22 protein-coding genes and 2 riboswitches are annotated in these 26,313 nt (G+C 67.5%); of the genes, 17 read left to right on the top strand and 5 right to left on the bottom strand.

The genetic code is table 11. The features are described from left to right. Nucleotides 1-27: 27 nt before the first annotated feature. Both IB269_RS06085 and IB269_RS06080 read left to right on the top strand, forming a co-directional pair. Nucleotides 28-918 (top strand): LysR family transcriptional regulator, encoded by an 891-nt coding sequence (locus IB269_RS06085; RefSeq protein WP_192366651.1) that lies wholly within the window; start codon nt 28-30, stop codon nt 916-918. Between the two features lie 255 nt (nt 919-1,173). Next, a complete protein-coding gene (locus IB269_RS06080; protein WP_012206121.1) occupies nt 1,174-2,655 on the top strand; it encodes an amino acid permease in 1,482 nt (493 codons plus the stop codon). 51 nt (nt 2,656-2,706) lie between these two features. On the opposite strand, the gene IB269_RS06075 is transcribed toward IB269_RS06080, so the two are convergent. The 3 genes from IB269_RS06075 to IB269_RS06065 form a co-directional block, all read right to left on the bottom strand. Continuing rightward, nucleotides 2,707-3,069, bottom strand: coding sequence for a VOC family protein (locus tag IB269_RS06075; RefSeq protein ID WP_043825497.1), 363 nt, complete (start codon nt 3,067-3,069; stop codon nt 2,707-2,709). Nucleotides 3,070-3,154: 85 nt separating this feature from the next. After that, nucleotides 3,155-3,922 carry a DUF6597 domain-containing transcriptional factor gene (locus IB269_RS06070; protein WP_192366650.1) on the bottom strand — a complete coding sequence of 256 codons (768 nt, stop codon included), beginning with the start codon at nt 3,920-3,922 and terminating at the stop codon, nt 3,155-3,157. Between the two features lie 5 nt (nt 3,923-3,927). Continuing rightward, nucleotides 3,928-4,383, bottom strand: coding sequence for an Lrp/AsnC family transcriptional regulator (locus IB269_RS06065; protein WP_012206124.1), 456 nt, complete (start codon nt 4,381-4,383; stop codon nt 3,928-3,930). Nucleotides 4,384-4,750: 367 nt separating this feature from the next. On the opposite strand from IB269_RS06065, the gene IB269_RS06060 reads away from it, so the two are divergent. Next, the gene (locus IB269_RS06060; protein ID WP_412523743.1) at nt 4,751-6,472 is read left to right on the top strand and encodes an ATP-binding protein; all 1,722 of its coding nucleotides are present in this window, start codon (nt 4,751-4,753) and stop codon (nt 6,470-6,472) included. 51 nt (nt 6,473-6,523) lie between these two features. On the opposite strand, the gene IB269_RS06055 is transcribed toward IB269_RS06060, so the two are convergent. After that, a complete protein-coding gene (locus tag IB269_RS06055; RefSeq protein WP_047472921.1) occupies nt 6,524-7,015 on the bottom strand; it encodes a DMT family transporter in 492 nt (163 codons plus the stop codon). A 98-nt stretch (nt 7,016-7,113) separates the two neighbouring features. On the opposite strand from IB269_RS06055, the gene IB269_RS06050 reads away from it, so the two are divergent. Continuing rightward, on the top strand, nt 7,114-8,031 hold the full coding sequence (locus tag IB269_RS06050) for a LysR family transcriptional regulator (protein WP_192366649.1): 918 nt from the start codon (nt 7,114-7,116) through the stop codon (nt 8,029-8,031). A gap of 15 nt (nt 8,032-8,046) precedes the next feature. Here the strand turns inward: IB269_RS06050 and IB269_RS06045 are convergent, their stop codons facing one another. Next, nucleotides 8,047-9,651, bottom strand: coding sequence for a fatty acid--CoA ligase (locus IB269_RS06045; protein ID WP_192366919.1), 1,605 nt, complete (start codon nt 9,649-9,651; stop codon nt 8,047-8,049). Between the two features lie 169 nt (nt 9,652-9,820). Then, a riboswitch (glycine riboswitch) is annotated at nt 9,821-9,932 on the top strand. Nucleotides 9,933-9,947: 15 nt separating this feature from the next. Further along, a riboswitch (glycine riboswitch) is annotated at nt 9,948-10,066 on the top strand. A gap of 17 nt (nt 10,067-10,083) precedes the next feature. Here IB269_RS06045 and gcvT point away from each other — a divergent pair. The 13 genes from gcvT to IB269_RS05980 all read left to right on the top strand — a co-directional run bounded on the left by gcvT (nt 10,084) and on the right by IB269_RS05980 (nt 26,229). Further along, nucleotides 10,084-11,259 (top strand): glycine cleavage system aminomethyltransferase GcvT, encoded by a 1,176-nt coding sequence (gcvT, locus tag IB269_RS06040; protein ID WP_192366648.1) that lies wholly within the window; start codon nt 10,084-10,086, stop codon nt 11,257-11,259. Between the two features lie 136 nt (nt 11,260-11,395). Next, the gene (gene gcvH, locus IB269_RS06035; protein WP_012206130.1) at nt 11,396-11,770 is read left to right on the top strand and encodes a glycine cleavage system protein GcvH; all 375 of its coding nucleotides are present in this window, start codon (nt 11,396-11,398) and stop codon (nt 11,768-11,770) included. Nucleotides 11,771-11,841: 71 nt separating this feature from the next. Then, the gene (gene gcvP / locus IB269_RS06030) at nt 11,842-14,733 is read left to right on the top strand and encodes an aminomethyl-transferring glycine dehydrogenase (protein WP_192366647.1); all 2,892 of its coding nucleotides are present in this window, start codon (nt 11,842-11,844) and stop codon (nt 14,731-14,733) included. Between the two features lie 154 nt (nt 14,734-14,887). Continuing rightward, on the top strand, nt 14,888-17,107 hold the full coding sequence (locus IB269_RS06025; protein ID WP_043824706.1) for a PAS domain-containing sensor histidine kinase: 2,220 nt from the start codon (nt 14,888-14,890) through the stop codon (nt 17,105-17,107). Between the two features lie 68 nt (nt 17,108-17,175). After that, entirely contained in the window at nt 17,176-17,832 is a 657-nt protein-coding gene (locus IB269_RS06020; RefSeq protein WP_192366918.1) for an RluA family pseudouridine synthase, read from the top strand. A 340-nt stretch (nt 17,833-18,172) separates the two neighbouring features. After that, nucleotides 18,173-19,294 (top strand): branched-chain amino acid ABC transporter substrate-binding protein, encoded by a 1,122-nt coding sequence (locus tag IB269_RS06015; RefSeq protein WP_013801936.1) that lies wholly within the window; start codon nt 18,173-18,175, stop codon nt 19,292-19,294. 97 nt (nt 19,295-19,391) lie between these two features. Then, nucleotides 19,392-20,318, top strand: a complete 927-nt coding sequence (gene livH, locus IB269_RS06010; RefSeq protein ID WP_012206135.1) for a high-affinity branched-chain amino acid ABC transporter permease LivH — start codon at nt 19,392-19,394, stop codon at nt 20,316-20,318. Next, complete coding sequence (locus tag IB269_RS06005; RefSeq protein ID WP_043824703.1) at nt 20,318-21,556, top strand: high-affinity branched-chain amino acid ABC transporter permease LivM; 1,239 nt, start codon at nt 20,318-20,320, stop codon at nt 21,554-21,556. The genes livH and IB269_RS06005 overlap by 1 nt, the downstream gene beginning before the upstream one ends. Before the next feature lie 52 nt (nt 21,557-21,608). Continuing rightward, entirely contained in the window at nt 21,609-22,376 is a 768-nt protein-coding gene (gene livG / locus IB269_RS06000; RefSeq protein WP_034394891.1) for a high-affinity branched-chain amino acid ABC transporter ATP-binding protein LivG, read from the top strand. An 8-nt stretch (nt 22,377-22,384) separates the two neighbouring features. Next, the gene (locus IB269_RS05995) at nt 22,385-23,086 is read left to right on the top strand and encodes an ABC transporter ATP-binding protein (protein ID WP_034398706.1); all 702 of its coding nucleotides are present in this window, start codon (nt 22,385-22,387) and stop codon (nt 23,084-23,086) included. A 169-nt stretch (nt 23,087-23,255) separates the two neighbouring features. Then, complete coding sequence (gene pdxK / locus IB269_RS05990) at nt 23,256-24,167, top strand: pyridoxine/pyridoxal/pyridoxamine kinase (RefSeq protein ID WP_192366646.1); 912 nt, start codon at nt 23,256-23,258, stop codon at nt 24,165-24,167. Beyond that, nucleotides 24,164-24,940, top strand: coding sequence for an SDR family NAD(P)-dependent oxidoreductase (locus IB269_RS05985; RefSeq protein ID WP_192366645.1), 777 nt, complete (start codon nt 24,164-24,166; stop codon nt 24,938-24,940). Before pdxK ends, IB269_RS05985 begins: the two co-directional genes overlap by 4 nt. Before the next feature lie 290 nt (nt 24,941-25,230). Next, the gene (locus IB269_RS05980) at nt 25,231-26,229 is read left to right on the top strand and encodes a hypothetical protein (protein ID WP_063325598.1); all 999 of its coding nucleotides are present in this window, start codon (nt 25,231-25,233) and stop codon (nt 26,227-26,229) included. Nucleotides 26,230-26,313 lie beyond the last annotated feature (84 nt).

Raw genomic sequence — 26,313 nt, 5'->3', positions numbered from 1 at the left:
TGCATTAATCGAATCTGGAGACATGCCATGGATCTCAACGCCGTGCACCTGCTCATCAAGGTGGCCGAAAGCCGCAGCTTCACCCAGGCAGCCACGCTGCTGGGCACCAGCCAGCCCCGCATCTCGCGCGCCGTGGCGCAGTTGGAGAAAGACCTGGGCACGCGGCTGCTGCATCGCAATACGCGCAGCGTCTCGCTCACGCCAGATGGCTGCGCGCTGGTGGACCGCTGCGCCCCGCTGATCGCCGGGCTGGAAGAGGCGCGCCAGCTGGTCAGCGACCGGCGCTGCGCGCCCAGCGGCGTGCTGCGCATGACGGCGCCGTCCATGCTGGGCCGCATCGTGCTGGTGCCGCTGCTGGGGCAGTTGCTGCGCGAGCATCCGCAGCTGCAGATCGACACCAGCTTCACCGACCGCATGGTGGACATGGTGGAAGAAGGCTTTGACGCGGCCGTGCGCATAGGCCCGCTGGCAGACAGCCGCATGATTGCCCGCGCCCTGCCGCCACTGCGCTGGGTGACCGTGGCCTCGCCCGCCTACCTGGCGGCGCGCGGCACGCCGCATACGCTGCAGGAGCTGGCGCAGCACAGCTGCATGGCCGTCTACAACCACTACCTGGGCCGGCGCGTGCCCTGGCAGTTCCTGGCGGGCAATGGCGAGATGCTGGACTGGCCTGCGCCACAGACCGTGACCTTCGACAGCGGCGACCCGCTGGTGGAAGGCTCGCTGGGCGGCCTGGGCGTGGCCCAGGTCATGGAGTTCGCGGTGCGCGAGCACCTGCAGGCGGGCCGGCTGGTGCGGCTGCTGCCCCAGCACGAGGGCCGCGCCCGCGAACTGTCCCTGGTCTACCCGCGCACGCGCCAGGCCTCGCCGCGCATCAAGGCACTGGCCCAGCTGCTGCTGGCGCAGACACAGTGGTAGGCAGGCAGGCGGGCCGCAGACGGCGTGGCGCCATGCACACAGCGGGTTCGGATTCAGTTCCGCTTATGTGGGTGAAGGGGGATTAAACTCCTGCCTTTCCACGATGGCAGCGTTCTCGGACAATCACGCCTTTTCGTGGTGCATGCACCTTGATGGGGCCGCGACACAGCGGCTCTTTTGTTTTTCCTGTTTTGCATTCCTGCCCCCGCGCCGGCCAGCGGCCGCGCGGGATCTGATCCACCAATCGACACATCCATGGCAGCAGACAACTCCAAGAATGCCGCTCCCACCGCGCTCAGGCGCGAACTCAAGGCGCGGCATCTGTCCATGATCGCCATCGGCGGCTCCATCGGCACCGGCCTCTTCGTTGCCTCGGGCGCCACCATCTCGCAGGCCGGCCCTGGCGGCGCCCTGCTGGCCTACATGATCGTGGGCCTGATGGTCTACTTCCTCATGACCAGCCTCGGCGAAATGGCCGCCAACCTGCCCGTCTCGGGCTCGTTCGCCACCTACGGCGCGCGCTATGTGGACGAAGGCTTCGGCTTCGCGCTGGGCTGGAACTACTGGTACAACTGGGCCGTCACCATTGCCGTGGACCTGGTGGCCGCCCAGCTGGTCATGGCCTACTGGTTCCCCGACGGCAACGGCATGCTGTGGAGCGCCCTGTTCCTGGCCATCATGTTCGGCCTCAACGCCATCTCGGTCAAAGGCTTCGGCGAGGCCGAGTACTGGTTCGCCGCCATCAAGGTGACCACCGTCATCCTCTTCATCGGCGTGGGCGTGCTCATGATCCTGGGCATCGTGCGGGGCGGCGCGCCTGAAGGCGTCTGGGGCAACTTTGCCTTGTGGAGCCAGGGCGACGCGCCCTTTGCGGGCGGTTTCTCGGCGCTGATCGGCGTGGCCATGATCGTGGGCTTCTCCTTCCAGGGCACGGAGCTCATCGGCATTGCCGCCGGCGAATCCGAGAACCCCGCCAAGAACGTGCCCCGCGCCGTGCGCCAGGTGTTCTGGCGCATTTTGCTGTTCTACGTCTTCGCCATCCTGGTCATCAGCCTGCTGATCCCCTACACCGATCCGCACCTGCTCAAGAATGATCTGGGCGACATCAGCGTGAGCCCCTTCACCCTGGTCTTCGAGCGCGCGGGCCTGCTTTCGGCCGCCGCCGTGATGAACGCCGTGGTGCTGACCTCGGTGCTGTCGGCCGGCAATTCGGGCATGTACGCCTCCACGCGCATGCTCTACACGCTGGCCTGCCAGCGCATGGCGCCGCGCATGTTCTCGTACGTCAACAAGCGCGGCGTGCCCACGATGGCCCTGCTGGCCACCACCGTGGTGGCGGCGCTGTGCTTCCTGACCAACATCTTCAGCCCCCAGCTGGTCTACATCTGGCTGCTGAATCTGTCGGGCATGACGGGCTTCATCGCCTGGCTGGGCATTGCCATCAGCCACTACCGCTTTCGCAAGGGCTTCGAGGCCCAGGGCCTGGACCTGAACCAGCTGCCCTACCGCGCATCCTGGTTCCCGTTCGGCCCCATCTTCGCCTTCGTGCTGTGCATGGTGATCACGCTGGGCCAGAACTACGAGGCCTTCATGGCCGACCGCATCGACTGGACCGGCGTGGTCGCCACCTACATCGGCCTGCCGCTGTTCCTGCTGATCTGGGGCGGCTACCGCTTGGTCAAGGGCACGCACATCGTGAAGTACAAGGACATGCAGCTGGGTTCCAACGTCGACTGACGCCCGGCCCAGTCCCCATGAAAACAGCCCGCAGATGCGGGCTGTTGGCTTTCAGGCCTCTGCCGACCACACGGCCAGCTCGTAGCCGTCCGGATCGGTGAAGTGGAACCTGCGGCCACCCGGGAACGCGAACACCGCGCGGCTGATCACGGCCCCGGCCCCGGCTGCTTCCACGCGGCGCTGTGCCTCGGCCAGATCGTCGGCGTAGAGGATGACCAGCGGGCCGCCGGGCCGCACCTCCTCGCCGGTGGTGAAGCCGCCCGTCAGCCGGCCATCGCTGAACTCGGTGTAGCTCGGGCCGTAGTCGGTGAAGGTCCAGCCGAAGGCCTCGCCGTAGAACGCCTTGCTGCGTGCGATGTCGGCCACGTTGAACTCGATGTTGTCGATCTGGTGGTTCTTGCCCCTGATGCCCATGTGATGCTCCATTGAATGTCGGTAGGCCGCCATCATCGGCCACGCAGGGGCACGGCATCTTGAACAAAACGGCCAGACGGGCCACTCAATCCAGCAGTTGCTGCAGGGCAGCGCGGGGCGTGATGCCGCACAGCGCCCTCACCTCGCGCGACAGATGCGCCTGGTCCGCATAGTCGGCGTCCGCCGCCAGCGCCGCAAGACCTGCCTGCCGGTCCGACCGTGCCAGGGCCAGCAGGCGCTGAAAGCGCAGCACGCGCTCCAGGGTCTTGGGGCCGTAGCCAAACTGCGCGTGACACAAGCGGCGCAGGCTGCGCTCCGGCATGTCCAGCTGCGCGCGCATGGCGGCCAGCACACCGGATTCATCCCGCCCGGCTGCAGCCGCCACACTGAATAGTTGCATGGCCTGCCGGTCCGGCGCTGGGGCGTCGCGGCCCATTTGCACCAGTCCATGGATGAACACGGCCTGCCCTGCGCCCGGCTGCGCATCGTTGATGCGATGCACCCACTCCCGCGCGCGCGGCCCCAGCAGATCGCCCAGTTCCACCGCCTGCCCCACGATCTCGTCCATGGGCAGGCCCAGCCAGGCGCTGGCCGCACCGGGGCCGAAGCGCGCCCCCCATACCTCGGACCCCGGCACCAGCGCGGGCCGTGCCGCTACCCTGTCAGGCCCCACGGCCAGCAGCCGCCCGCCCTTGCAGACGATGTCCACGCAGCCATCGGGCACCACGAGAAAGCCACCGGCATAGTCCGGGGCCACGGTGCTGCTCCACAGGCACTGGAAGTGCGGCTGCAGGGCGGGCGGCGGGGAGTGTTCGCGGTAGGGGGCGGGCGGCGGCGCCTGGCCAGAGGGCATGGATTTCAGACCCCCAGCGGCAGGTCGGCCTTCTTCAGCGTGCGCAGCACAAAGCTGGACTGGCTGTGGCGTATGCCCTTGATCTTGTAGAGCTTCTCGCGCAGCAGGCGCTCGTAGTCGCGCGTGTCCTTGACGACGACGCGCAGCAGGTAGTCGTACTCGCCCGAGACCAGGTGCGCCTCCACCACCTCGGGAATGGTCGCCAGCATCTCGCCGAATTTCTCCAGCGTGTTGTCCGAATGGCTGTCCAGCGTGACCTGCACCAGCACCGTATCGCCCAGGCCCAGCGCCAGCGGGTTCAGGCGCACGGTATAGCCCTCGATCACCCCCGCCTCTTCCAGCTTCTTGATGCGCGCCCAGCAGGGCGAGGCGCTCAGGCCCACGGCGGCGCCGATTTCCTGCAGGCTGGCGCGCGCGTTGGCCTGCAGGGCGGAAAGAATCTTTCTGTCGAGGATGTCCATGGCCGGCAATCTACTGCAAAACAGGCAGGTGCAGAATATTTTTCTGTAGCAACGCCTGTTTTGAAGAAATAAAGCAGCATTTTCTGAGGCCAAACGCGCACACTTGTCTGCATGGGAGCACGCTTACCGGCGCAGCAAAACCATTCACCCAGCCCCGCCGACTACCGCCAGCGCCCGGATGCGTGATCCAGACCAGGAGCCCGTTACAGGCCGCCCCGCTTATCCGCAGCGGGGCGGCCTGTTGCATTGGGGCACCTGGCAGACGGCAGACACCGCTTTCCCGCAATGGCCGCCGGTGCACAATGGCCCCCCGCAAGCCTGCACGGCGGACATATATGGGCGCACGCCACATCAACCAATCGGACCCTTGATCCACACGCAAGACAACCCCACCGAAGGCGGCCGGAAGCACTGGCAAACGGGTGCTGCAACGCAATGGCTGGTGCAGACCCTGGTGCAGGCCCTGGCAGCCGCAGCGCTTCTGGCACTGCTCACCCGCTTGCTGCCCAACCCCCAGGCCGCCCAAGGCATTGCGGTCTTTCCCGGCAGGAGCATGGCGCCGGCCGCCATGCTGCTTTACGCGTACATGGGCTCGGCCCTGGCCATCACGCTGATGAGCCTGATCCTGTGGTGCTGGCTCAGGGAAAGGCTCTACATTCTTTGCGCCGCGCTCCTGGCAGCCGGCTTTGCCTACGCTGCTTTCCGTTACCGGCCCGAAGGCCTGTGGCTGCCCGGCGCCGACCAGCCCCAGCATGCGCTGTCCATCGCCTACTGCAGCTTCTGTGTGGTGGCGACGGTGTTTTTCAGCCAATTGTTCGAGTTCCGCCGCCATTGGATCTGGGCTGCGCACCTCTTCAGCGTGGTGGCCTGGCTGAATGCCATCGCACTGGGCATGGCACTGTTGGGTGGCTATCCGCAGATCTCGCGTGCCGTGGTGTTCACGGCCCTGGTGTCCACATCGTTCGGTGCGGTCTTCGTGCTGTACCTGCTGGTGGTTCGAAGGCAGTGGCAATACCTGCCGGGCGCGCTGGCGTTTGCGGTGCCTTCCGCCCTGGGCATCCTGAACCTGCTGAGAACCCAGGGCCTGCTGCCGGATGTTGCTCTGCCATCGGCCCAGATGCTCTGGTTTGCCGGGCGTGTTTCCGAGGCCATCCTGCTGGGAATGGCGGTGACCAATCGCACGCGGGTGGCGGAGCGTGCCCTGCGCAGTGAGCGGATGCAGGCCCTGTCACGCGCCCAGGCGGCCGAGCGCGAGCTGGAATCCAAGGTCCTGCAGCGCACCGCACAGCTGCAAACGGCCCAGCAGGCCTTGCAGACTGCCTTGCACAGCGAGCGGGAGATGCGGCTGGAACAGCGCCAGTTCTTCAACATGATCAACCACGAGTTCCGCACCCCGCTCACCATCGTGGACGGCGCCGCGACCGAGCTGCAGACGTTCCCGACGACGGACGCGGACTCCCTCATCGAGCAGGCGTCGCAGATACGCAGGGCCTCGCGCCGGCTGATGACCCTGGTGGACACCTGCCTGATCAACGACCGGCTGGACGCGGGCGCGTTCCGGCTGCAACTGGAGCAGACGCCATTGGATGAACTCCTGGAGGAGTCTGCAGAGCTCGTCGGCTGGTCCCGGCGGCATCGCCTGAAACTGGATCTGGAACACGGCCCGCAGCAATGGCAATGCGACCCTGTCCTGGTGCGCATCGCCATCTCCAACCTTGTCGGCAACGCCATCAAATATGCCAAGGCGGGCGACATCACACTGGCCGCCCGCTGCGATGCGTCCGGTGACCTGCTGATTTCCGTCAGCGACCAGGGACCGGGCCTTGCGCCCGAAGCGGCAGGACAGGTTTTCGAGCCCTATGAACGCGCAAGCGCCACCCGGCACGTCAACGGGCATGGCCTGGGCCTGTCCGTGGTGAGGCGCATCGCCAGGCTGCACGCAGGCGACGCGTTCTTTCAGCCGGCTGCCGGAGGCGGGGCCTGCTTTGTCATCCGGCTGGGCCGGTTCCTGCCCGGCACGGCAGATGCCCGCCAGGAACGTCCACCAGCGGCAAGGCCGGCCGCCGTGCCGCCGGGCATGCCCGCCTGACGCGGGCAAGGCCGGGGCCTTCGCCGCTGAAGCAGGGCGTGCTCGCGGCGCTCATGGGGCCGCCGCTGCACGGGCCGTCCCGCCCTGCACCACCAGGAACACGCCGCCCAGGATCAGCGCCACCCCTGCCAGCCGCGACCAATTGACCGGCCTGGCGCCCAGGCCCATCAGGCCGAAATGGTCCACCAGCACCGAAACCACGATCTGCCCCGCCACCACGCAGACCAGAAAACCGCCCGCGCCCAGCTTGGGTGTCACGGCCGCCGCACTGGCCACATAGATGGCACCCAGCACGCCGCCTATCCATAGCCACCACGGCCCCGCGACTGCCTGCGCCACCGCGGGAGTGGGCGCGCGCATGGCCCAGAGCGCGGGCACGACGACCATCACGCTCACGGCCAGCGAAGTCAGCGCGCCCCACAGCGGATGGCCCAGCACCCGCCCGACCATGGCGTTGCTCGCCGCCTGGAACGGCAGGATGGCGCCAGCCAGCAGTGCCATGCCCACGGGGGCCATGGCCAAAATCGTGTTCCGTCCTGTCATGCAAAGCATCCTTTTCCTGTTCGTGAATCCATGCCTGAATGCTCTCGCATCTGCTGGATGAATGGAAATCGTTTGCCTGCACGTTCTATATTCATGGCATGGATGAACTGCGCCGGATCGACCTCAACCTGCTGCTGGCCCTGCACGCCCTGCTGGCCGAAAAACATGTGACGCGTGCGGCCGTGCGGTTGCACAAGAGCCAGCCGGCCATGAGCCATTCGCTGGCGCAGCTGCGCGAGCATCTGGGCGACCCGTTGCTGGTGCGGCGCGGTGGCCGCATGGCGCTGACGGCACGCGCGCAAGGCCTGGTGCAACCGCTGGCGGATGCGCTGGGCAGCCTCAACGGCTTGCTGGCACAGGCGGAGTTCGACCCGGCCCACGCACGCGGACGGCTGCGGCTGGCGCTGTCGGACTACGCATCGCGCATCGTGCTGCCGCCGCTGATGCGGCATCTGCGCCAGCACGCACCCGGGCTGGACCTGGCCATCAGCCAGTCCACGCGCGAGGTGATGCTGACCCAACTGGCCGATGGCGAACTGGACCTGGCCCTGGGGCCCTTCCCCGACGCACCCGACCTGCCCGAGGGCATCGAGGTGCAGGATCTGTTCCAGGAACAGTTCGTGAGCGTGGCCGACCAGGCCGTGCTGCCGGCACGCGGCGGGCTGTCACTGCAGGACTGGCTGCAGCGCCCGCACGTCATGCTGGCCATGCGGCCCGACGCCAGCGAGGAAATCGAACGGGCGCTTGCCGCCCAAGGCCTGAGCCGCCGCGTGGTGCTGGCCCTGCCCCACTGGAGCGCGGCGCTGGAGGTGCTGGCAGGCACCGACCTCGTGCTGACCGTGGGCAGCCGTGCCATTGGCGACCTGCGCCGCCACAAAACGCTGCGCCGTTTCGCTCCGCCGCTGGAGCTGCCCCGGTTTGCCTACCAGCAGGCCTGGCATGTGCGCAAGCAGGGGGATGCCATGCACCGGTGGCTGCGCAACTCGATGGCGCAGTGCTGTACTGCGCAGAAGTAAACGCAGGCCGCAGCCTCAGGCTGCCACCACCCCCCTCAGCAACTGCTTCTGTATCTTCCCGCTGGCCGTCTTGGGCAGGGCCTCGCGGAAGTGGTAGCGGCGCGGGCGCTTGTAGGCGGCCAGGCGGTCGCCGTGGACCAGGAAGGCGTCCAGCGCCTCGGCCGTGGGCGTGGCGCCAGGCTTGGCAACCACGTGGGCGGCGACGATCTGGCCCCAGCGCTCGTCGGCCTCGCCGATGACGGCGACCTCGAGCACGTCGGCATGCTCGACCAGCGCGTCTTCCACCTCACGCGGATAGACGTTTTCGGCGCCCGAATTGATCATGTAGTCGATGCGGTCGCGGATCCAGAGGTAGCCGTCGTCGTCGATGTGGCCCAGGTCGCCCGTGTGGTACCAGCCGTGCGCCAGGGCGCGGGTGTTGGCGTCGTGGCGGTTGAGGTAGCCGGCCATCATGCAGGGGCCGCGCACCAGGATCTCGCCCACCTCGCCGGGCAGGCAGGCCTCGGCCGGATCGGTGGGGGCGTTGTCTTCGCGCAGGCGGGCCACGATGAGGTCATGGCCCATGGAGGGCAGCCCGGCCGAGCCCGCGTGCGAGAGTTGCTCGCCCGGCAGGAGGATGGACATGCAGGGCCCCATCTCGGTGGTGCCGTAGACCTGGACCAGGTCGCTGCCGACCTTGCGCGTCCATTCACGGATCAGGTGGGGCGCCATGGAGGCGCCGCCGTACTCCACCAGCCGCAGCGCGGGCGCCTGCTCAGGCGAGGCAATGGGGTCGGCCAGCAGCATGGTGACCATGGTGGGCGCCGCGAAGAAGAAGCTCACGCGCTCTTCGCGGATCAGGCGCCAGGCCTCGGTCACATCAAAGCGCCGCAGCAGCACCTGGGTGGCCCCGGCCTGCAGGCGCGGCAAAAAGCTGGTGTGCAGCTCGGCCGTGTGGTTGAGCGGCGCCATGGCCAGGCCCACGTCGTCGCGCGTGAACTGCATGGTCTGGTGCATGAGGGCGTTGTGCGCCAGCTTGCTGCGGTGCGTATGCAGCACGCCCTTGGGCCGGCCCGTGGTGCCGCTGGTGTACATGAGGATGCAGGGGTCGCTCTCGCGCACATGGGCCTGGGGCGGCACGCTGCTGCGGCCCCTGGCCAGGGCGGACAGGCGCTGCGTGGCCCAGACCGGCAGCGGGTCGGCCGGCGCATCGTCGGCAAAGATCCAGTGCTCGATGCCCGTGCCAGTGCCGCCGCCTTCGGCCTTGAGCAGGGCCTGGGCGCGTGCGGCCACCTCGCCGCCCTCGTGCTCGAACACCAGGGCGCGCGCAGCACCGTCCTTGAGGATGAAGGCCAGCTCCTGCGCCGCCAGCCGGTAGTTGATGGGGTTGAAGATGGCGCCCAGGCGCGCGGCCGCCAGCATGGTGAAGGCAAAGGCCGGCGTGTTGTAGAGAAAGGCCGCGACCACGTCGCCATGGCCTATGCCCAGCTCGGCCAGGCCATGGGCGTGGCGGTTGACTTCGGCATCGAGCTGGGCGTAGGTCCAGGCGCGGCGCTCGCCGCCCTCCCACGCGACCAGGGCTTCCTTGTTCGGCAGGTAACGTGCCGGCCAGGCCAATGTGTCTCCCAGCGTCTGCTGCATGTGCGCTTCTTCCTTCTCGCTCACGAGATTTCATATATCGATGCATCTCAATGTAGGAGATTTTTTAGACAGTTATGCAATTTGCAAATGCATCCATGCAGGCAAGCGCATGGACCGGCAGTCGGCCCGCGGAAATCCCGAAGCCGCGCGGACGCTGGCCGCAGCTAGAATGCGCCGGTCAGGAGAGAGTGCCCGCCCGGCCGCGATGGTCACAGGCAGCGGCACCGCCGAAGGCGCAGGGTTCGTCCCGAACGCTCAGGCAAAAGGACTGGCACCGCCTGCCGCCACGGCCGCAGGCGTTCCTAGCTGGAGAGAGATGCAGGGCACGGCGGTGTGCCCCATCCACCGAAGGAGCAAGCCCCACGCATGGAAGGTGCGGGTGAATCTCTCAGGTAAAGCGGACAGCAGGGCAGGACATCCCGGGATTCCGGGATGGCGTTGTGCCTTGCCCCTTGCCGAAAAGAGAGTCCCTCCTTGACCGCTGCCTCCACCACCGATCTGCTCAAGACCCCGCTGTTCGACCTGCACCAGGAACTGGGCGCGCGCATGGTGCCGTTTGCAGGCTACTCCATGCCCGTGCAATACCCGCAGGGGCTGATGGCCGAGCACCTGCACACGCGCGAGGCGGCAGGCCTGTTCGATGTCTCGCACATGGGCCAGATCAGCCTGCGCGGCCCGGATGCCGGCGCGGCGCTGGAATCGCTGCTGCCCATGGAGGTGCTGGGCCTGGGCGAACACCGCCAGCGCTACGGCCTGCTGCTCAATGATGCGGGCGGCATTCTGGACGACCTGATGTTCGTGCGCCGCGAGGACGACCTGTTCCTGATCGTCAACGGCGCCTGCAAGCATGAAGACCTGGCGCACATCCAGGCCCGCATCGGCCAGCGCTGTGAAATCGAGCCCCAGTTCGACCGGGGCCTGCTGGCGCTGCAGGGCCCGCAGGCAGCAGCCGCCATGGAGCGCCTGCTGCCCGACACGGCCGGGCTGGTGTTCATGACGGGCGGCTACTTCGACTGGGAAGGCGCCGAGCTGTACATCACGCGCAGCGGCTATACCGGCGAGGACGGCTTAGAGATCTCCCTGCCCGCCAGCCACGCCGAAGCCTTTGCCCGTGCCCTGCTGGCCCAGCCCGAAGTCAGGCCCGTGGGCCTGGGCGCGCGCAATTCGCTGCGCCTGGAAGCCGGCCTGTGCCTGTACGGCAACGATCTGGACACGACCACCACCCCGGCCGAGGCCGCCCTGAACTGGGCCGTGCAGAAGGTCCGCCGCATTGGTGGCGAGCGCGAAGGCGGCTTTCCCGGCGCGGCCACCGTGCTGGCCCAGCTGCAGTCGCCCGAGCTGCTCACGCGCAAGCGCGTGGGCCTGGTGGCCCTGGAGCGCGTACCCGTGCGCGAAGGCACGGAGCTGCTGGATGCCAGCGGCCGCAAGGTCGGCCAGGTCACCAGCGGCCTGCTGTCGCCCACGCTGAACCAGCCCGTGGCACTGGCCTATGTGGAGCCGGGCAGCGCCGCCATCGGCACCACGCTGCAGGCCATGGTGCGCGGCAAGGCCGTGCCCATGCAGGTGCAGGCCACGCCCTTCGTGGCGCCCCGCTATCACCGCGGTTGAGGACAGCCTGCGCGCTTGGCGTGGATCGAGTTCGGCGGATTCGTTTTTCCTGCCATCGCATGCCGCTACAGTGCGCACTGACCTTTCTCAAACCGCCTTTCACAGGTTTCTTTTTCAGTTTCTATCGGAGCAAGCCATGAGCATCCAGTATTCCAAGGACCACGAATGGATCAACGCCGCCAACCCTGACGCGGCCATCGTCGGCATCACCCTGCACGCACAGGATGCGCTGGGCGACGTGGTGTTCGTCGATCTGCCCGCCGTGGGCACCAGCTTCAACCAAGGCGATGTGGCCGGCGTGGTCGAGTCCGTCAAGGCCGCTGCCGATGTCTACATGCCCGTCAGCGGCGAGATCGTCGAAGTCAACGAAGCCCTGCGCGACGACCCCTCCCTGGCCAACAGCGATCCGCTGGGCGAAGGCTGGTTCTTCAAGGTCAAGCTCAGCGACGCAGGCCAGCTGGCCGCGCTGCTCGACGAAGCCGCCTACACGGCCTTCGCACAGAGCAACTGACGCCACTTTCCGGCCAGGACGGGCGCCAGGGCCCGCCCTGGCGCTTTTCAGCTTTTGAGACAGGTCCCTCCATGCTGATGTCCTCCACCCAGCCCCTTGCCGCCCTCGAGAACGCCACCGAATTCGTGGCCCGCCATATCGGCATTGCGCCCGAAAACGAGGCCCACATGCTCAGCGCCATTGGCGCGGCATCGCGCGATGCGCTGATCGACGCCATCGTCCCGCCCTCCATCCGGCGCCACCAGCCCATGGCGCTGCCGCCAGCGGCCACCGAGGCACAGGCGCTGGCCGAACTCAAGGCGCTGGCAGGCCGCAACCAGCTGCTCAAAAGCTTCATCGGCCAGGGCTACTACGGCACGCACACGCCCGGCGTCATCCTGCGCAACATTCTGGAGAACCCCGCCTGGTACACGGCCTACACGCCCTACCAGGCCGAGATCTCGCAAGGCCGCATGGAGGCCCTGGTCAACTTCCAGACCATGGTCTGCGACCTGACGGCCATGCCGATTGCCAACGCCTCCATGCTGGACGAGGCCACGGCGGCCGCCGAGGCCATGACGCTGGCCAAGCGCTCCGTCAAAAGCAAGAGCAACCGTTTCGTGGTGGCGGGCGATGCCCACCCCCAGACTATCGAAGTCATCCAGACGCGCGCCGCGCCGCTGGGCATCGAGGTGCTGCTGGCCAACTCGCTGGAGGAATGGAACCAGCTGATGGACGGCGACTACTTCGCCGTGCTGGCCCAGTACCCCGCCACCAGCGGCCGCATTGACGATCTGCGCGCCGACGTGGAAAAGGCCCACGGCAAGCAGGCCGCCCTCATCGTGGCCACCGACCTGCTGGCGCTGACCCTGATCACGCCGCCCGGCGAATGGGGTGCCGACATCGTGGTGGGCACCACCCAGCGCTTTGGCATGCCCATGGGCGCAGGCGGCCCGCACGCCGCCTTCATGGCCTGCCGCGACGAGTTCAAGCGCTCCCTGCCCGGCCGCCTGGTCGGCGTGAGCGTGGACGTGCATGGCAAGCCCGCCTACCGCCTGGCACTGCAGACGCGCGAGCAGCACATCCGCCGCGAAAAGGCCACCTCCAACATCTGCACGGCCCAGGTGCTGCCCGCCGTGGTGGCCAGCATGTACGCCGTCTACCACGGCCCCGAGGGCCTGGAGCGCATCGCCCGCCGCGTGGCCTCGTACACGGCCATCCTGGCGCGCGGCCTGGCCGAGCTGGGCGCGCCGCTGCGCGAGGTGCCCAGCTTCGACACGCTGAGCCTGCACACGGGTGCGGCCACACAGGCCATCGTGGAGCGTGCCGTGTCCCTGGGCGCCAACCTGCGCGTGTATTTCAAGGAATACCTGTGCATCTCGCTGGACGAGACCACCACGCGCGCCGATGTCGAGCTGCTGTGGAAGATCTTCGCCCGGGACGGCCAGGCCCTGCCCAGCTTCGCCGCCTTCGAAAAGGGCGTGGAGCCGCTGATCCCTGACGGCCTGCGCCGCAGCAGCGATTTCCTCACGCACCCGGTGTTCAACACCCACCGCTCCGAGACCGCCATGCTGCGCTACATCCGCCAGCTGTCGGACAAGGACCTGGCGCTGGACCGCAGCATGATTCCGCTGGGCTCCTGCACCATGAAGCTCAACGCCACCAGCGAGATGATTCCCATCACCTGGCCCGAGTTCGCCCAGGTGCACCCCTTTGCCCCGGCCGACCAGCAGCAGGGCTATGCGGAACTGGACAAGCAGTTGCGCGACTGGCTGTGCCAGGCCACGGGCTACGCCGGCATCAGCCTGCAGCCCAATGCCGGCAGCCAGGGCGAGTACGCGGGCCTGCTGGCCATCAAGGGCTGGCATGCGAGCCGGGGCCAGTCGCACCGCAACGTCTGCCTGATTCCCAGCAGCGCCCACGGCACCAACCCCGCCAGCGCGCAGATGGTGGGCATGCAGGTGGTGGTCACCGCCTGCGATGCCAACGGCAACGTCGATATGGCGGACCTGGCGGCCAAGTGCGAGCAGCACAGTGCCAACCTGGCCTGCATCATGATCACCTACCCCAGCACGCACGGCGTGTTCGAGACCCAGGTCAAGGAGCTGTGCAAGCTGGTGCATGACCACGGCGGGCGCGTCTACGTGGACGGCGCCAACATGAACGCCCTGGTGGGCCTGGCCGCGCCGGGCAGCTTCGGCGGCGATGTCAGCCACCTGAACCTGCACAAGACCTTCTGCATTCCGCACGGCGGCGGCGGCCCGGGCGTGGGCCCCGTCTGCGTGGTCGAGGACCTCGTCCCCTTCCTGCCCGGCCATGCCACGGCGGGCCTTGCGGGCGGCACGGGTGCCATCAGTGCCGCACCGCTGGGCAATGCGGCCGTGCTGCCCATCAGCTGGATGTACATCCGCATGATGGGCGCCCAGGGCCTGACCCTGGCCACCGAGACCGCCATCCTCAGCGCCAACTACATCAGCGCCCGGCTGCGCGACCACTACCCCACGCTGTACGCGGGCGAGCACGGCCATGTGGCGCACGAGTGCATCCTGGACCTGCGCCAGTTCAAGGAAAGCACGGGCGTCATGGCCGAGGACGTGGCCAAGCGGCTGATCGACTACGGCTTCCATGCGCCCACGCTGTCCTTCCCCGTGCCCAACACGCTGATGGTGGAGCCCACCGAAAGCGAAAGCCTGTACGAGCTGGACCGCTTCGTGGACGCGATGATCGCCATCCGCGAGGAAATCCGCGCCATCGAGCAGGGCCGCCTGCCCCAGGACGACAACCCGCTCAAGAACGCGCCGCACACGGCCGAGACGCTGCTGGCCTCGGAATGGGCCCACCCCTACAGCCGCGAGGCCGCTGCCTACCCGGTGGCTGCCCTGCGCCAGTCCAAGTACTGGTGCCCGGTGGGCCGCGTGGACAACGTCTACGGCGACCGCAACCTGTACTGCAGCTGCATCCCCGTGGACGCTTACCTGAGCTGAAGCACCTGCCACCGAAAGGGGCGCTTGTGGCGCCCCGCCTGGCGCGCGTACACTGCGGCCCTGCCCGCGCCGGGCTCCGGTAATCTGCCGGACGCCGGGCGCGGGCCACCAGGATTTGTGCGGCATGTGCCGCTTTCCCCAGCGCCAGCCCGCGATGAGCAGCCCAGACCATTCCGATCCGCCTCGCGACGACGAGCACCTGCCCCTGCATGCGCTGCTGGCGCCCGGCGCCGACCTGCCCCCCGTCGAACGCTTCCCCCTCTTCCAGCCCGAAGACGACCCGCTGCAGGCCCTGGTGGCCGAGCTGCGCAACTACCAGCGCGAACTGGAAATCCAGAACCGCGTGCTGGACTACAGCCAGGCCGTGGCCGAAAGCGCCTCCGAGCGCTTCGAGGCCCTGTTCGCCAGCATTCCCCTGCCCCTGCTGGTGGTGGACGAGCACGACATGGTGGTGCAGGCCAACGCCATGGCGCACAGCGCCTTCCAGCCCTCCGAGCATGACCGGCTGCTGGTGAACTTCGCGCCCTTCGTGCACCCGGACGACGCCGAGCGCGTGCGCGAGACCTTCTCCGCAGCACGCGAGCTGGGCCGCACCGAGGCCCACGAGGTCTGCTTCGAAATCACCGAGCAGCACCAGCTGCGCGCCGACCTGCACGTGGCCTGCATCGCCATCCCCCAGCAAAGCGGCCCGCCCATTGCCCAGTACCTGTGCGCCGTGGTGGACCAGGGCCCGCTGCTGGCCGAGCGCCTGGCGCTGCAGCAGCGCAACCACCAGCTGTTCCTGAGCGAGCGGCGGCTGGAATCGGTCATCAACTCGGCGCTGGACGCCATCATCTGCCTGGACTCGGACCAGCGCATCACCGTCTTCAATCCCACGGCCGCCGCCCTGTTCCTGTGCCCGCCGCACGACGCGCTGGGCAGTCCGCTGGAGCGTTTCCTGCCCGATGCGGCACAGGCCCTGTCCTTTGCACCGCTGACCACGCAGGCCGTGCTGGGCGAGATGACGGCGCGCACGGCCAGCGGCCGCGAGATTCCGGTCGAGGTCAGTGTCTCCTTCGAGCACCACAGCGGCGGCGAGACCACCACCGTGTTCGCGCGCGACCTCACCAGCCGCAAGAAGGCCGAGGCCCAGCGCAACGAGCTGGAAGACCAGCTGCGCGAATCGCACAAGATGCAGGCCCTGGGCACCATGGCCGGCGGCATTGCGCACGACTTCAACAACATCGTGGGCGCCATCCTGGGCAACGTGGAGCTGGCCAAGGCCGACTGCGGCGGCAATGCCGCAGCCATCGAAAGCCTGCAGGAGATCGAGAAGGCCGGCCGCCGCGCGCGCGACCTGGTGCGCCAGATCCTGACCTTCAGCCGCAACGAGCCGCCCCAGCGCAAGCCCGTGCAGGCGCGCGAAGTCATGGGCGACACGGCGCGGCTGCTGCGCGTGACCCTGCCGCCCGCCGTGGAGCTGCAGGTGCATGTGCCGCCGCAGCTGCCCCCCATGCTGGCCGACGCCATGCAGGTGGAGCAGGCCCTGTTCAACCTGTGCACCAACGCCATGCACGCCCTGGGTGAGCGGCGCGGCCTGATCCAGATGGACGCCGACCTGGTGCGCCCCGACCAGCGCCTGTGCGAGCGCCTGGGCCTGCCGCCCGTCAGCTACGTGGCGCTGTCCGTGCAGGACAACGGCCCCGGCATGGATGCGCGCACGCTGCAGCGCATCTTCGAGCCCTTCTTCACCACCAAGCCCGTGGGCCAGGGAACGGGCCTGGGCCTGCCCGTGGTGCACGGCGTCATGCGCAACCACGGCGGCGCCGTGGACGTGTACAGCATCCCAGGACAAGGCAGCCGCTTCACGCTGTACTTTCCCCCGGCCGACGCCCTGGCGCCCGCCGAGTACGCACCTGCCCAGGCGCCCGTGGCCGAAACGCCGCCCAGCCTGCCGGAGCCGCTGGCAGCCGCAGAAACCCCGACCGGCCCGCAGTTCGCCCTGCTGCCCGACCCGCAGGCCGCACAGCAGCATGTGATGTACGTGGACGACGACCAGGCCCTGGTCTTCCTCGTGCAGCGCCTGCTGCGCCGTCGTGGCTACCAGGTCAGCGGCTTCACCGATCCGCACGAGGCCACCGAGGCGCTGCGCGCCGCCCCCCAGGACTACGACCTGCTGGTCACCGACTACAACATGCCCGGCTACAGCGGCATCGACCTGGTGTACGAGGCGCTGTCCATCCAGCCCCTGCTGCCCATCGCCCTGGCCTCGGGCTACATCACCGCCGAGATCGAGCAGGCCGCCATGGCCGCTGGCGCCCGGGCCCTGGTGCACAAGCCCAATGATGTGGAGGAGCTGTGCGCCACCGTGCACAGGCTCCTGAATGAACGGTGAGCGGCTCAAGCGCTGAACGGCTGCAGGAGTGCCCCGGTGCTGGTACTGCCGCCGATGCCGATGCAGATATCGATGCAGGTGTCTCCTGCCTGTACGAGGACGCCGAGCTGCTGGTGCTGGACAAGCCCTCCGGCCTGCTGTGCGTGCCCGGGCGCGGCCCCGACAAGCAGGACTGCCTGAGCGGCCGCGCCTTGCAGCGCTGGCCCGATGCGCTGGTCGTGCACCGGCTGGACCAGGCCACCTCGGGCCTGGTGGTCATGGCGCGCAGCCTGGCCAGCCAGCGCCTCCTGAGCGAAGCCTTTGCGCAGCGACGCGTGCACAAGCGCTATGTGGCCGTGATCGCCGGCCGCCCTGCCGCGCAGCAGGCCGACGCCTGGCAAAGCATCGACCTGCCGATAGCCGCCGACTGGGAGCGGCGCCCCTTGCGCATCATCGACGCCCTGCAGGGCAAGCCCAGCCAGACCCTGTGGCGCGCCATGCCCGCAGCCACCGAAGGCCAGGGCACACCCACCACGCGGGTGCAGCTGCAGCCCGTGACGGGCCGCACCCACCAGTTGCGCGTGCACATGGCGGCGCTGGGCCATCCCATCCTGGGCGATGCGCTCTATGCCGATGCCGCCGTGCAGGCCCTGTCGCCGCGCCTGCTGCTGCATGCGCACCAGCTGGAGCTGGCCCATCCCCTGTCGGGCCAAACGCTGCGTTTCGAATCCGCCGTGCCGTTTTGATCCACCGCAGAAACACGCAAACCGGCGCCGTCTGGCGCGTTGCTGCAATGCAACATTCCGTGTACGTGTTTCCCCTTCTTGCAGTCGGTCATATTGGTTTCATGCAGCACCGTCTGGGTGCACCGTCGGCATCAGGCGTTTTCGTCGCCCAAAACCGGCGTTGACAAGCGGCCTGCGAGGGCATCCAGCCCTTAGCGAAAAGCCTGCATGCGCGCCAGCCCCGGGATACCCTGTTGCCATTGGTAACCAGGAGATTAATCTGTGCTTCTTTGCGCGGATCGCCCCTACAGGAGCCACCGCGTTTTTCAGAACGCTTTACCCAAAGTTGAAGGAAGTACTCATGAGCATTCCGTTCCGCATGCACACCGTCGTCGCCGCCCTGGGTTTGGCTGGTGCCGCCTTGTTCTCCACAGCGCATGCGCAAATCAAGATCGCCATGGTGGTTCCCACCACCGGCCCGCTGACGCAGTACGGCGACATGGTCAAGGAAGGCGTGAACACCGCCGTGGAAATGGCCAATGCGGCTGGCGGCGTCAATGGCAAGAAGATCGAGCTGGTGTCCGTCGATGACGCCTGCGAACCCAAGCAAGGCCCCGTGGCCGCCAACCGCGTGGTCAACGCCAAGATCGGCTACGTGATCGGCCCCGTCTGCTCGGGCGCATCGATTGCCGCCGCCCCGATCTACAACAACGAAGGCGTGGTCGTCGTGACCCCCTCGGCCACTTCCCCGGCCCTGACCGACGGCAAGAACTACCACTTCATCTTCCGCACCATCGGCCGCGATGACCAGCAGGGCCCGGCCGCCGCCAAGTTCATCCTGGACAAGGCCAAGCCCAAGAAGGTTGCCGTGCTGCACGACAAGCAGTCGTATGGCCAGGGCATTGCCTCCTCCGTGCGCGACGACCTGAAGAAGGCCGGCGTGGAAGTGGCCCTGTTCGAAGGCATCAACGCCGGCGACAGCGACTACTCCGCCGTCATCACCAAGCTCAAGAGCGCCGGTGTGGACTTCATCTACTACGGTGGCTACCACCCTGAAATGGGCCTGCTGCTGCGCCAGGCTTCCGAGCAGGGCCTGAAGGTCCGCATGATGGGCCCCGAAGGCGTGGGCAACCCCGAAGTCAATGCCATCGCCGGCAACGCCGTCGAAGGCATGCTGGTGACCCTGCCTGCAGACTTCTCGGCCAACCCCAAGAACGCCGCCGTGGTCAAGGCCTTCAAGGACAAGAAGCGCAATCCTTCGGGCGCCTTCCAGCTGACCGCCTTTGCCGCCACGCAAGTGCTGCTGGACAGCATCAAGGCCGTGGGCGACAGCCCCGCCAAGGTGGCTGACCACCTGCACAAGTCCAACTTCGAGACCGTTCTGGGCTCGGTGGGCTGGAACAAGCAGGGCGACCTGAAGTCCTTCGACTTCCAGGTGTTCGAATGGCACAAGGACGGCAGCAAGTCGGTCGCTGCCAAGTAATCCCCCTCGTTGACTGGCCGGGGCACGCTTGCGCGTGTCCCGGTTGTCTGCATCCTGGCCTTTTAGGCCTTTTCCTGTTTTGGGGCGGCATTACACCATGTCAGAACTCTTACCTCAGCTGATACAGCAGCTGTTCAACGGACTGTCCCTGGGCGCCATCTATGCCCTGATCGCCATCGGCTACACAATGGTCTACGGCATCATCGGGATGATCAACTTCGCCCACGGCGACATCTACATGATCGGTGCCTACATCGGCCTGGTCACGCTGTCGGCCATCGGCACGACAAGCGGCCTGCCCGTGTGGGCCATCATCGGCCTGATGTTGGTGGTGTCGGTCTTCGTCACCGGCGTCTACGGCCTGGTGGTGGAACAGGTGGCCTACAAGCCGCTGCGCCGCAGCCCCCGCCTGGTGGCCCTGATCTCGGCCATCGGCATGTCCATCTTCCTGCAGAACTGGGTGGCCCTGGGCCAGGGCGCGCGCGACATGGCCGTGCCCTCGCTGCTGCCGGGCGCGCTGCGCTTCGGCGCCGAAGGTGGCTTCGAGATCTATGTGCCCTACTCGCGCATCCTGATCATCGTGGTCGCCATCGTGCTCATGGTGCTGCTGACGCTGTACATCCGCCATTCCCGCATGGGCCGTGCCTCGCGCGCCTGCGCCCAGGACATGCACATGGCCAGCCTGCTGGGCATCGACACCAACCGCGTGATCTCGTTCACCTTCGTGCTGGGCGCCATGCTGGCGGCCGTGGGCGGCGTGCTGATCGCGCTGGCCGTGGGCAAGCTCAACCCGTTCATCGGCTTTCTGGCCGGCATCAAGGCCTTCACGGCGGCGGTGCTGGGCGGCATCGGCTCCATTCCCGGCGCCATGCTGGGCGGCGTGCTGCTGGGCGTGGCCGAGACCTTTGCGGCAGCCTACATCTCGTCCGAGTACAAGGACATCGTGGCCTTCGGCCTGCTGGTGCTGATCCTGCTGTTCCGCCCCACGGGCCTGCTGGGCAAGCCTGAAGTGGAGAAGGTCTGATGAAAGCCAAACCCACCTTGAACCTGCGCGACGCCCTGATCGCCACGGTGATGACCGCCGTGGTCGTCACGCCCATCTTCGGCCTGCACCTGGAGCGCGCCGGCACCCGCACCATCATCAACCCCGACTGGACGGTGGTGGCCTGGGCCTGCGCCCTGGTCTTCCTGGTGCAGCTGCTGCGCCCGCTGATCGCGGCGAAGATGCCCAAGGTCTCGCTGCCCTCGCTGCCACACGCACGCCCCAGCCACCGCAACGGCCTGATCCTGGCCGCCCTGCTGATCGCCGTGTCCTGGCCCTTCTTCGCGGGCCGCAACGCGGTGGACATCGCCACGCTGGCAATGATCTACGTGATGCTGGGCCTGGGCCTGAACATCGTCGTGGGCTTTGCCGGCCTGCTGGACCTGGGCTTCGTGGGCTTCTACGCCGTGGGCGCCTACACCTATGCGCTGCTGTTCCACTGGGCCGGCTGGTCCTTCTGGGAAGCGCTGCCGCTGGCTGGCGCCGCCGCCGCGATGTTCGGCTTCGTGCTCGGCTTTCCGGTGCTGCGGCTGCGCGGTGACTACCTGGCCATCGTGACGCTGGGCTTCGGCGAAATCATCCGCCTGATGCTGGTCAACCTGACCAGCATCACGGGCGGGCCGGACGGCATCTCCAGCATCCCCAAGCCCACGGTGCTGGGCCTGGAGATGACGCGCAATCCCTCCACCGAGGGCGGCACGACCTTCCACCAGTTCCTGGGGCTGGAGTTCAGCTCGCTGCACATGGTGATCTTCCTGTACCTGATGGCGCTGCTGCTGGCCGTGATCACGCTGTGCATCTCCAACCGCCTGGTGCGCATGCCCATAGGTCGCGCCTGGGAGGCGCTGCGCGAGGACGAGATCGCCTGCCGCTCCCTGGGCCTGAACCCCATGAAGATCAAGCTGTCCGCCTTCACGCTGGGCGCCATGTTCGCCGGCCTGGGCGGCGCCTTCTTCGCGGCGCGCCAGGGCATCGTCAACCCCGAATCGTTCACCTTCATCGAATCGGCGCTGATCCTGTCCATCGTGGTGCTGGGCGGCATGGGCTCGCAGCTGGGCGTGATCATCGCGGCCATCTTGCTGACGGTGCTGCCCGAGCTGGCGCGCGAGTTCTCCGAGTACCGCATGCTGATCTTCGGCCTGGTGATGGTGCTGATGATGATCTGGCGCCCGCAGGGCCTGCTGCCCATGCGCCGCCACCATGTGGAGGTGCGCTCATGAGGCATGCCGACACCATGATTTTTGGGACAACAGATAGCAGCAAGGGCCGGCGATGAGCGAGTATTTGCTAGAAGTCAAAGACCTGTGCATGCGCTTCGGCGGCCTGCTGGCCGTGGACCATGTGGGCTTCAACGTGCGCCCGCAGGAAGTGTTTGCCATCATCGGCCCCAACGGCGCCGGCAAGACCACGGTGTTCAACTGCATCAGCGGTTTCTACCAGCCCAGCAGCGGCTCCGTCACGCTGGACGGCAGCGCCATCGAGGGCCGCAGCAGCCACCACGTGGCCAACCACGGCGTGGTGCGCACCTTCCAGAACGTGCGGCTGTTCAAGTCCATGACGGTGCTGGAAAACCTGCTGGTGGCACAGCACCGCAGCTCGGGCGTCAACCTGCTGTCGGGCCTGTTCAACACGGCAAGCTACCGCCGCAGCGAAGAGGAAAAGATCGAGAGCGCCCTGCACTGGCTGGACGTCATGGGCCTGCGCGAGTTCGTCAACCGCGAGGCCGGCAACCTGGCATACGGCCACCAGCGCCGCCTGGAGATCGCGCGCTGCATGATCACCAAGCCGCGCGTGCTCATGCTCGACGAACCCGCCGCCGGCCTGAACCCGCAGGAGAAGAAGGACCTGCAGGGCCTGATCGACCAGCTGCGCCGCCAGTACGGCATTGCCGTGCTGCTGATCGAGCACGACATGGGCCTGGTCATGGGCGTGTCCGAGCGCATCCTCGTCATGGAGTACGGCAAGCCCATCGCCATGGGCCTGCCGGATGCCATCCGCAACGATGAACGGGTCATCAAGGCCTACCTGGGAGAAGCCTGATGCCTGCCATGCTGCAACTGGAGAACATCTCCACCCACTACGGCGCCATCTGCGCGGTCGACAGCGTGAGCCTGCACGTCAACCAGGGCGAAATCGTCTCGCTGATCGGCTCCAACGGCGCCGGCAAGACCTCGCTGCTGATGACGGTGTGTGGCAACCCGCGCGCCAGCTCGGGCCGCATCTCGTTCGAGGGCGAGGACATCACCCAGCTGCCCTCGCACCACATCATGCGCAAGGGCATCGCGGTCTCGCCCGAGGGACGGCGCATCTTCTCGGACCTCACGGTCACGGACAACCTGAAGATGGGCGGATTCTTCCTGGACAAGCCGCAGATCGAGGCCGGCATCGAACATGTGTTCGGCCTCTTCCCGCGCCTGCGTGAGCGCGCCCACCAGCGCGCCGGCACCATGTCGGGCGGCGAGCAGCAGATGCTGGCCATCGGCCGCGCGCTGATGAGCAAGCCCCGCCTGCTGCTGCTGGACGAGCCCACGCTGGGCCTGGCGCCGCTGATCATTGCGCAGATCTTCGAGATCATCCAGACCATCCGCACGGCCGGCGTCACGGTCTTCCTGGTCGAGCAGAACGCCAACCGCGCCCTGCAGATCGCCGACCGCGGCTATGTGCTGGAAACCGGCAAGGTGGTGCTGGAAGACACCGGCGCCAACCTGCTGACCAACGACGCAGTGCGCCGCGCCTACCTGGGCGCCTGACAACGCACAGGCGCCTGGCGCTCCACGGGCCCGCCCTTTGGCGGGCCTTTTTCTTTTCACGCGCAGATCGCACAGTGGTCTGGTCATGCGCGGCCGATTGTGGGGCCCGGGGCCGGCACACAGGCCTTATAAAAGCCGTCTCGATCAGCACTTGCCTACATACACGCCCATGAACGCCCCCGCCCCCCAAGACATGCTGCAACCCCTGGCCATCGACGTGGTGTCCGTGCAGTCCCAGGTCGTCTACGGCCGCGTTGGCAACAACGTGGCCATGCCCACGCTGCAGGCGCTGGGGCTGGCGGCGGCGGCCGTGCCCACGGTGGTGTTCAGCAACACGCCGCACTATCCCAGCATCCACGGCGGAGCAATTGCCGCCGAGTGGTTTGCGGGCTATCTGCAGGACCTGGGTGCGCGCGGCGGGCTGCGGCAGTTGCAGGCCGTGCTGGCCGGCTACCTGGGCGGGCCGGCCCAGGCCACGCTGCTGGCGGACTGGGTTGCCGGCCTGCTGGCGCAGCGGCCCGGCCTGCGCGTGGTGGTGGACCCGGTGATCGGCGACCACGACAGCGGCATCTATGTGGACCCCGCCATGGTCGAGGCCTACCAGCGCCACCTGCTGCCGCTGGCCGACGGGCTGACGCCCAACCATTTCGAGCTGGAGCGGCTGACCGCGCGCCCTGTGCGCGGCATGGACGATGTGGTCCAGGCCGCGCGCAGCCTGCTCAAGGGACGCACGCAGTGGGTGGCCGTGACCAGCGCATCGCCCGAGCTGGACGGCGAGCCCGCCCAGCGCATGCGCGTGGCCCTGGTCACGCGCGATGACGTGCATGTGATCACCCACGCGCGGGTGAATGCGGTGCCCAAGGGAACGGGCGATCTGTTCAGTGCCGCGCTCACCGGCCACTGGCTGCAGGGCGCCAGCCTTCACGAGGCGGCCGAGCGTGCCTGCGAACGCATCGTGCAGGCGCTGGAGCGCACCCGGCAGGCGCACAGCGCCGAGCTGCTGCTGCCATCGGACCCTGTCGCCGGCCAGGCAGCGGCCGGGCCGGCAGCACGGGCACAAGCGATACCATCGCCCGCATGAACAATGCATCGCCTCTTCTTTCCCTGACGATTCTTACCGGCGCCTCGCGCGGCATGGGCCTGGCCATGGCCCGGCAACTGCTCGATGCCGGCCATGAACTGCTCACGCTGTCGCGCTCCACCAGCGAAGACCTGGCCCAGGCGGCCGCCACGGCGGGCGCGCCGCTGCAGCAGTGGAGCGTGGACCTGGGCGAGCCCGAGGCCGCGGCCCGCAGGCTGGGCGACTGGCTGGCCGGCCTGGACGCCGCGCGCTACGCCAGCGTCACCCTGATCAACAACGCGGGCGTGATTCCGCAGATTGCGCCGCTGTCGCAGCTGCAGCCCGCCGACATTGCCCAGGCCATGCGCGTGGGGCTGGAGGCGCCCATGCTGCTGACGGCTGCCTTCCTGGCCGCCACCGAGGGCTGGACAGCCGTGCCGCGCAAGGTGCTCAACATTTCTTCGGGCCTGGGCCGGCGCGCCATTGCCTCGCAGGCCTCCTACTGCGCGGCCAAGGCCGGCATGGACCATTTCAGCCGCAGCGTGGCGCTGGACGAGGCGCTCAAGCCCCACGGCGCGCGCATCTGCTCGCTGGCGCCCGGCGTCATCGACACCGACATGCAGGTGCAGTTGCGCAGCGCGGATACCGCCGCCTTCCCCGATGCAGGCAACTTCGCCCAACTCAAGGAGGGCGGCAAGCTGTCCACGCCCGAGCAGGCGGCAGCGCTGGTGCTGGGCTGGCTGCAGCGTGCCGATTTTGGCGAGCAGGTGGTGGCCGACGTGCGCCAGCCCTGAGCATTTTCCGGAGGGCAGCTTCAATGCGGCGATGAATATCCGGCAATGGAAAAAGGCATCGCCGCACTGACCTGAATAATCCGAATACCCGCCCTGGAAAATGTTCTGCAAGAATTACCGATTGCAGGCAGCATTTTCCATATCCAGCCTGAGCATTCGCTTGAAAATCGTCATCTGGCAAAGGATGACGTTTTTCATCTGCGTTTGCCAGTCCTGCATTTCCAATCCTCCTACAGCGGCGTCTATTGCGACTGGCAAGAATGGGGCACTCAACTCCAAGAAAGTCGGCCATGTCCATTGCCTATTCCGAATCCGCGCCCCTGGCTGAAGCGCCAGTGGTCAACACGGTCGCCACCGTAGATACCTCACGCAGCGGCGTTTCATGGGCCGCGATATTTGCCGGCGCCATGGCGGCGGCATCGCTGTCGCTGCTGCTGTTCATTCTGGGCACGGGCCTGGGCCTGTCGTCGGTGTCGGTATGGTCCGGTGAAGGCCTGGATGCCGGCGCCCTGGGCCTGACGGCCGTGGCCTGGATCGCCTTCACGCAGCTGGCCTCGGCCGGCGTGGGCGGCTATCTGGCCGGGCGGCTGCGCACACGCTGGCAAGGCGTGCACACGGACGAGGTCTACTTCCGCGACACGGCCCACGGCTTTCTGTCCTGGGCACTGGCCACGCTGGCCATGGTGGCCCTGATGGGCGCCGCTGCAGGCGGTGCCGTCTCCGGCGCCTTCAAGGCCGCGCAGACCGTGGCCACCAGCGCCTCCAGCGTGGTGGGCGGCGCGATCGGCGCCGCGGGCGGTGCAGCTGCAGGCGGTGCCGCAGCCATGGCCGGTGCCTCGGGCGCCGATGCCTCGCCCCAGGGCCTGGCCTACTGGACCGGCAGCCTGTTCCGCAACTCCGGCGCCGCTACCTCCACCAGCAATGCCACCCCCGCCGACCTGGCCAGCGCCACCCGCGAGGCCGGCGTGATCTTTGCCCAGTCGCTGCGCACCGGCCAGCTGTCTCCCGCCGACGAGCAATACCTGGCCCAGCTGATTGCGCGCAACTCCGATATGTCCGTGGAAGATGCGCAAAAGAAAGTGCGAAGCACCTTTGATTCCGTGCAAATGCAGATAAAGCAGGCCGAGCAAAAGGCTGAAGAAGCCAAGCAAAAGGCCAAGCAGGCAGCCGAAGAGGCACGCAAGGCCACGGCCCATTCCATGCTCTGGCTGTTTGTTTCGCTGATGCTGGGCGCTTTTGTGGGCAGCCTGTGCGCCACCTGGGGTGGTCGTCAACGCGATGCCTTTTGATAATCCCCAGCACTGAAACCGAATCAATCCAATTCAATCCATTCAACGGAGGCTTGCCATGCGATCCATACTGCTTTTTCTCCT

The sequence above is a fragment of the Delftia sp. DLF01 genome, from assembly GCF_014852125.1.
Classification (GTDB): Bacteria; Pseudomonadota; Gammaproteobacteria; order Burkholderiales; family Burkholderiaceae_C; genus Comamonas; species Comamonas acidovorans.
Note: the sequence above shows the minus strand (reverse complement) of the source record. Positions and strands in the feature narration are given on the sequence as shown.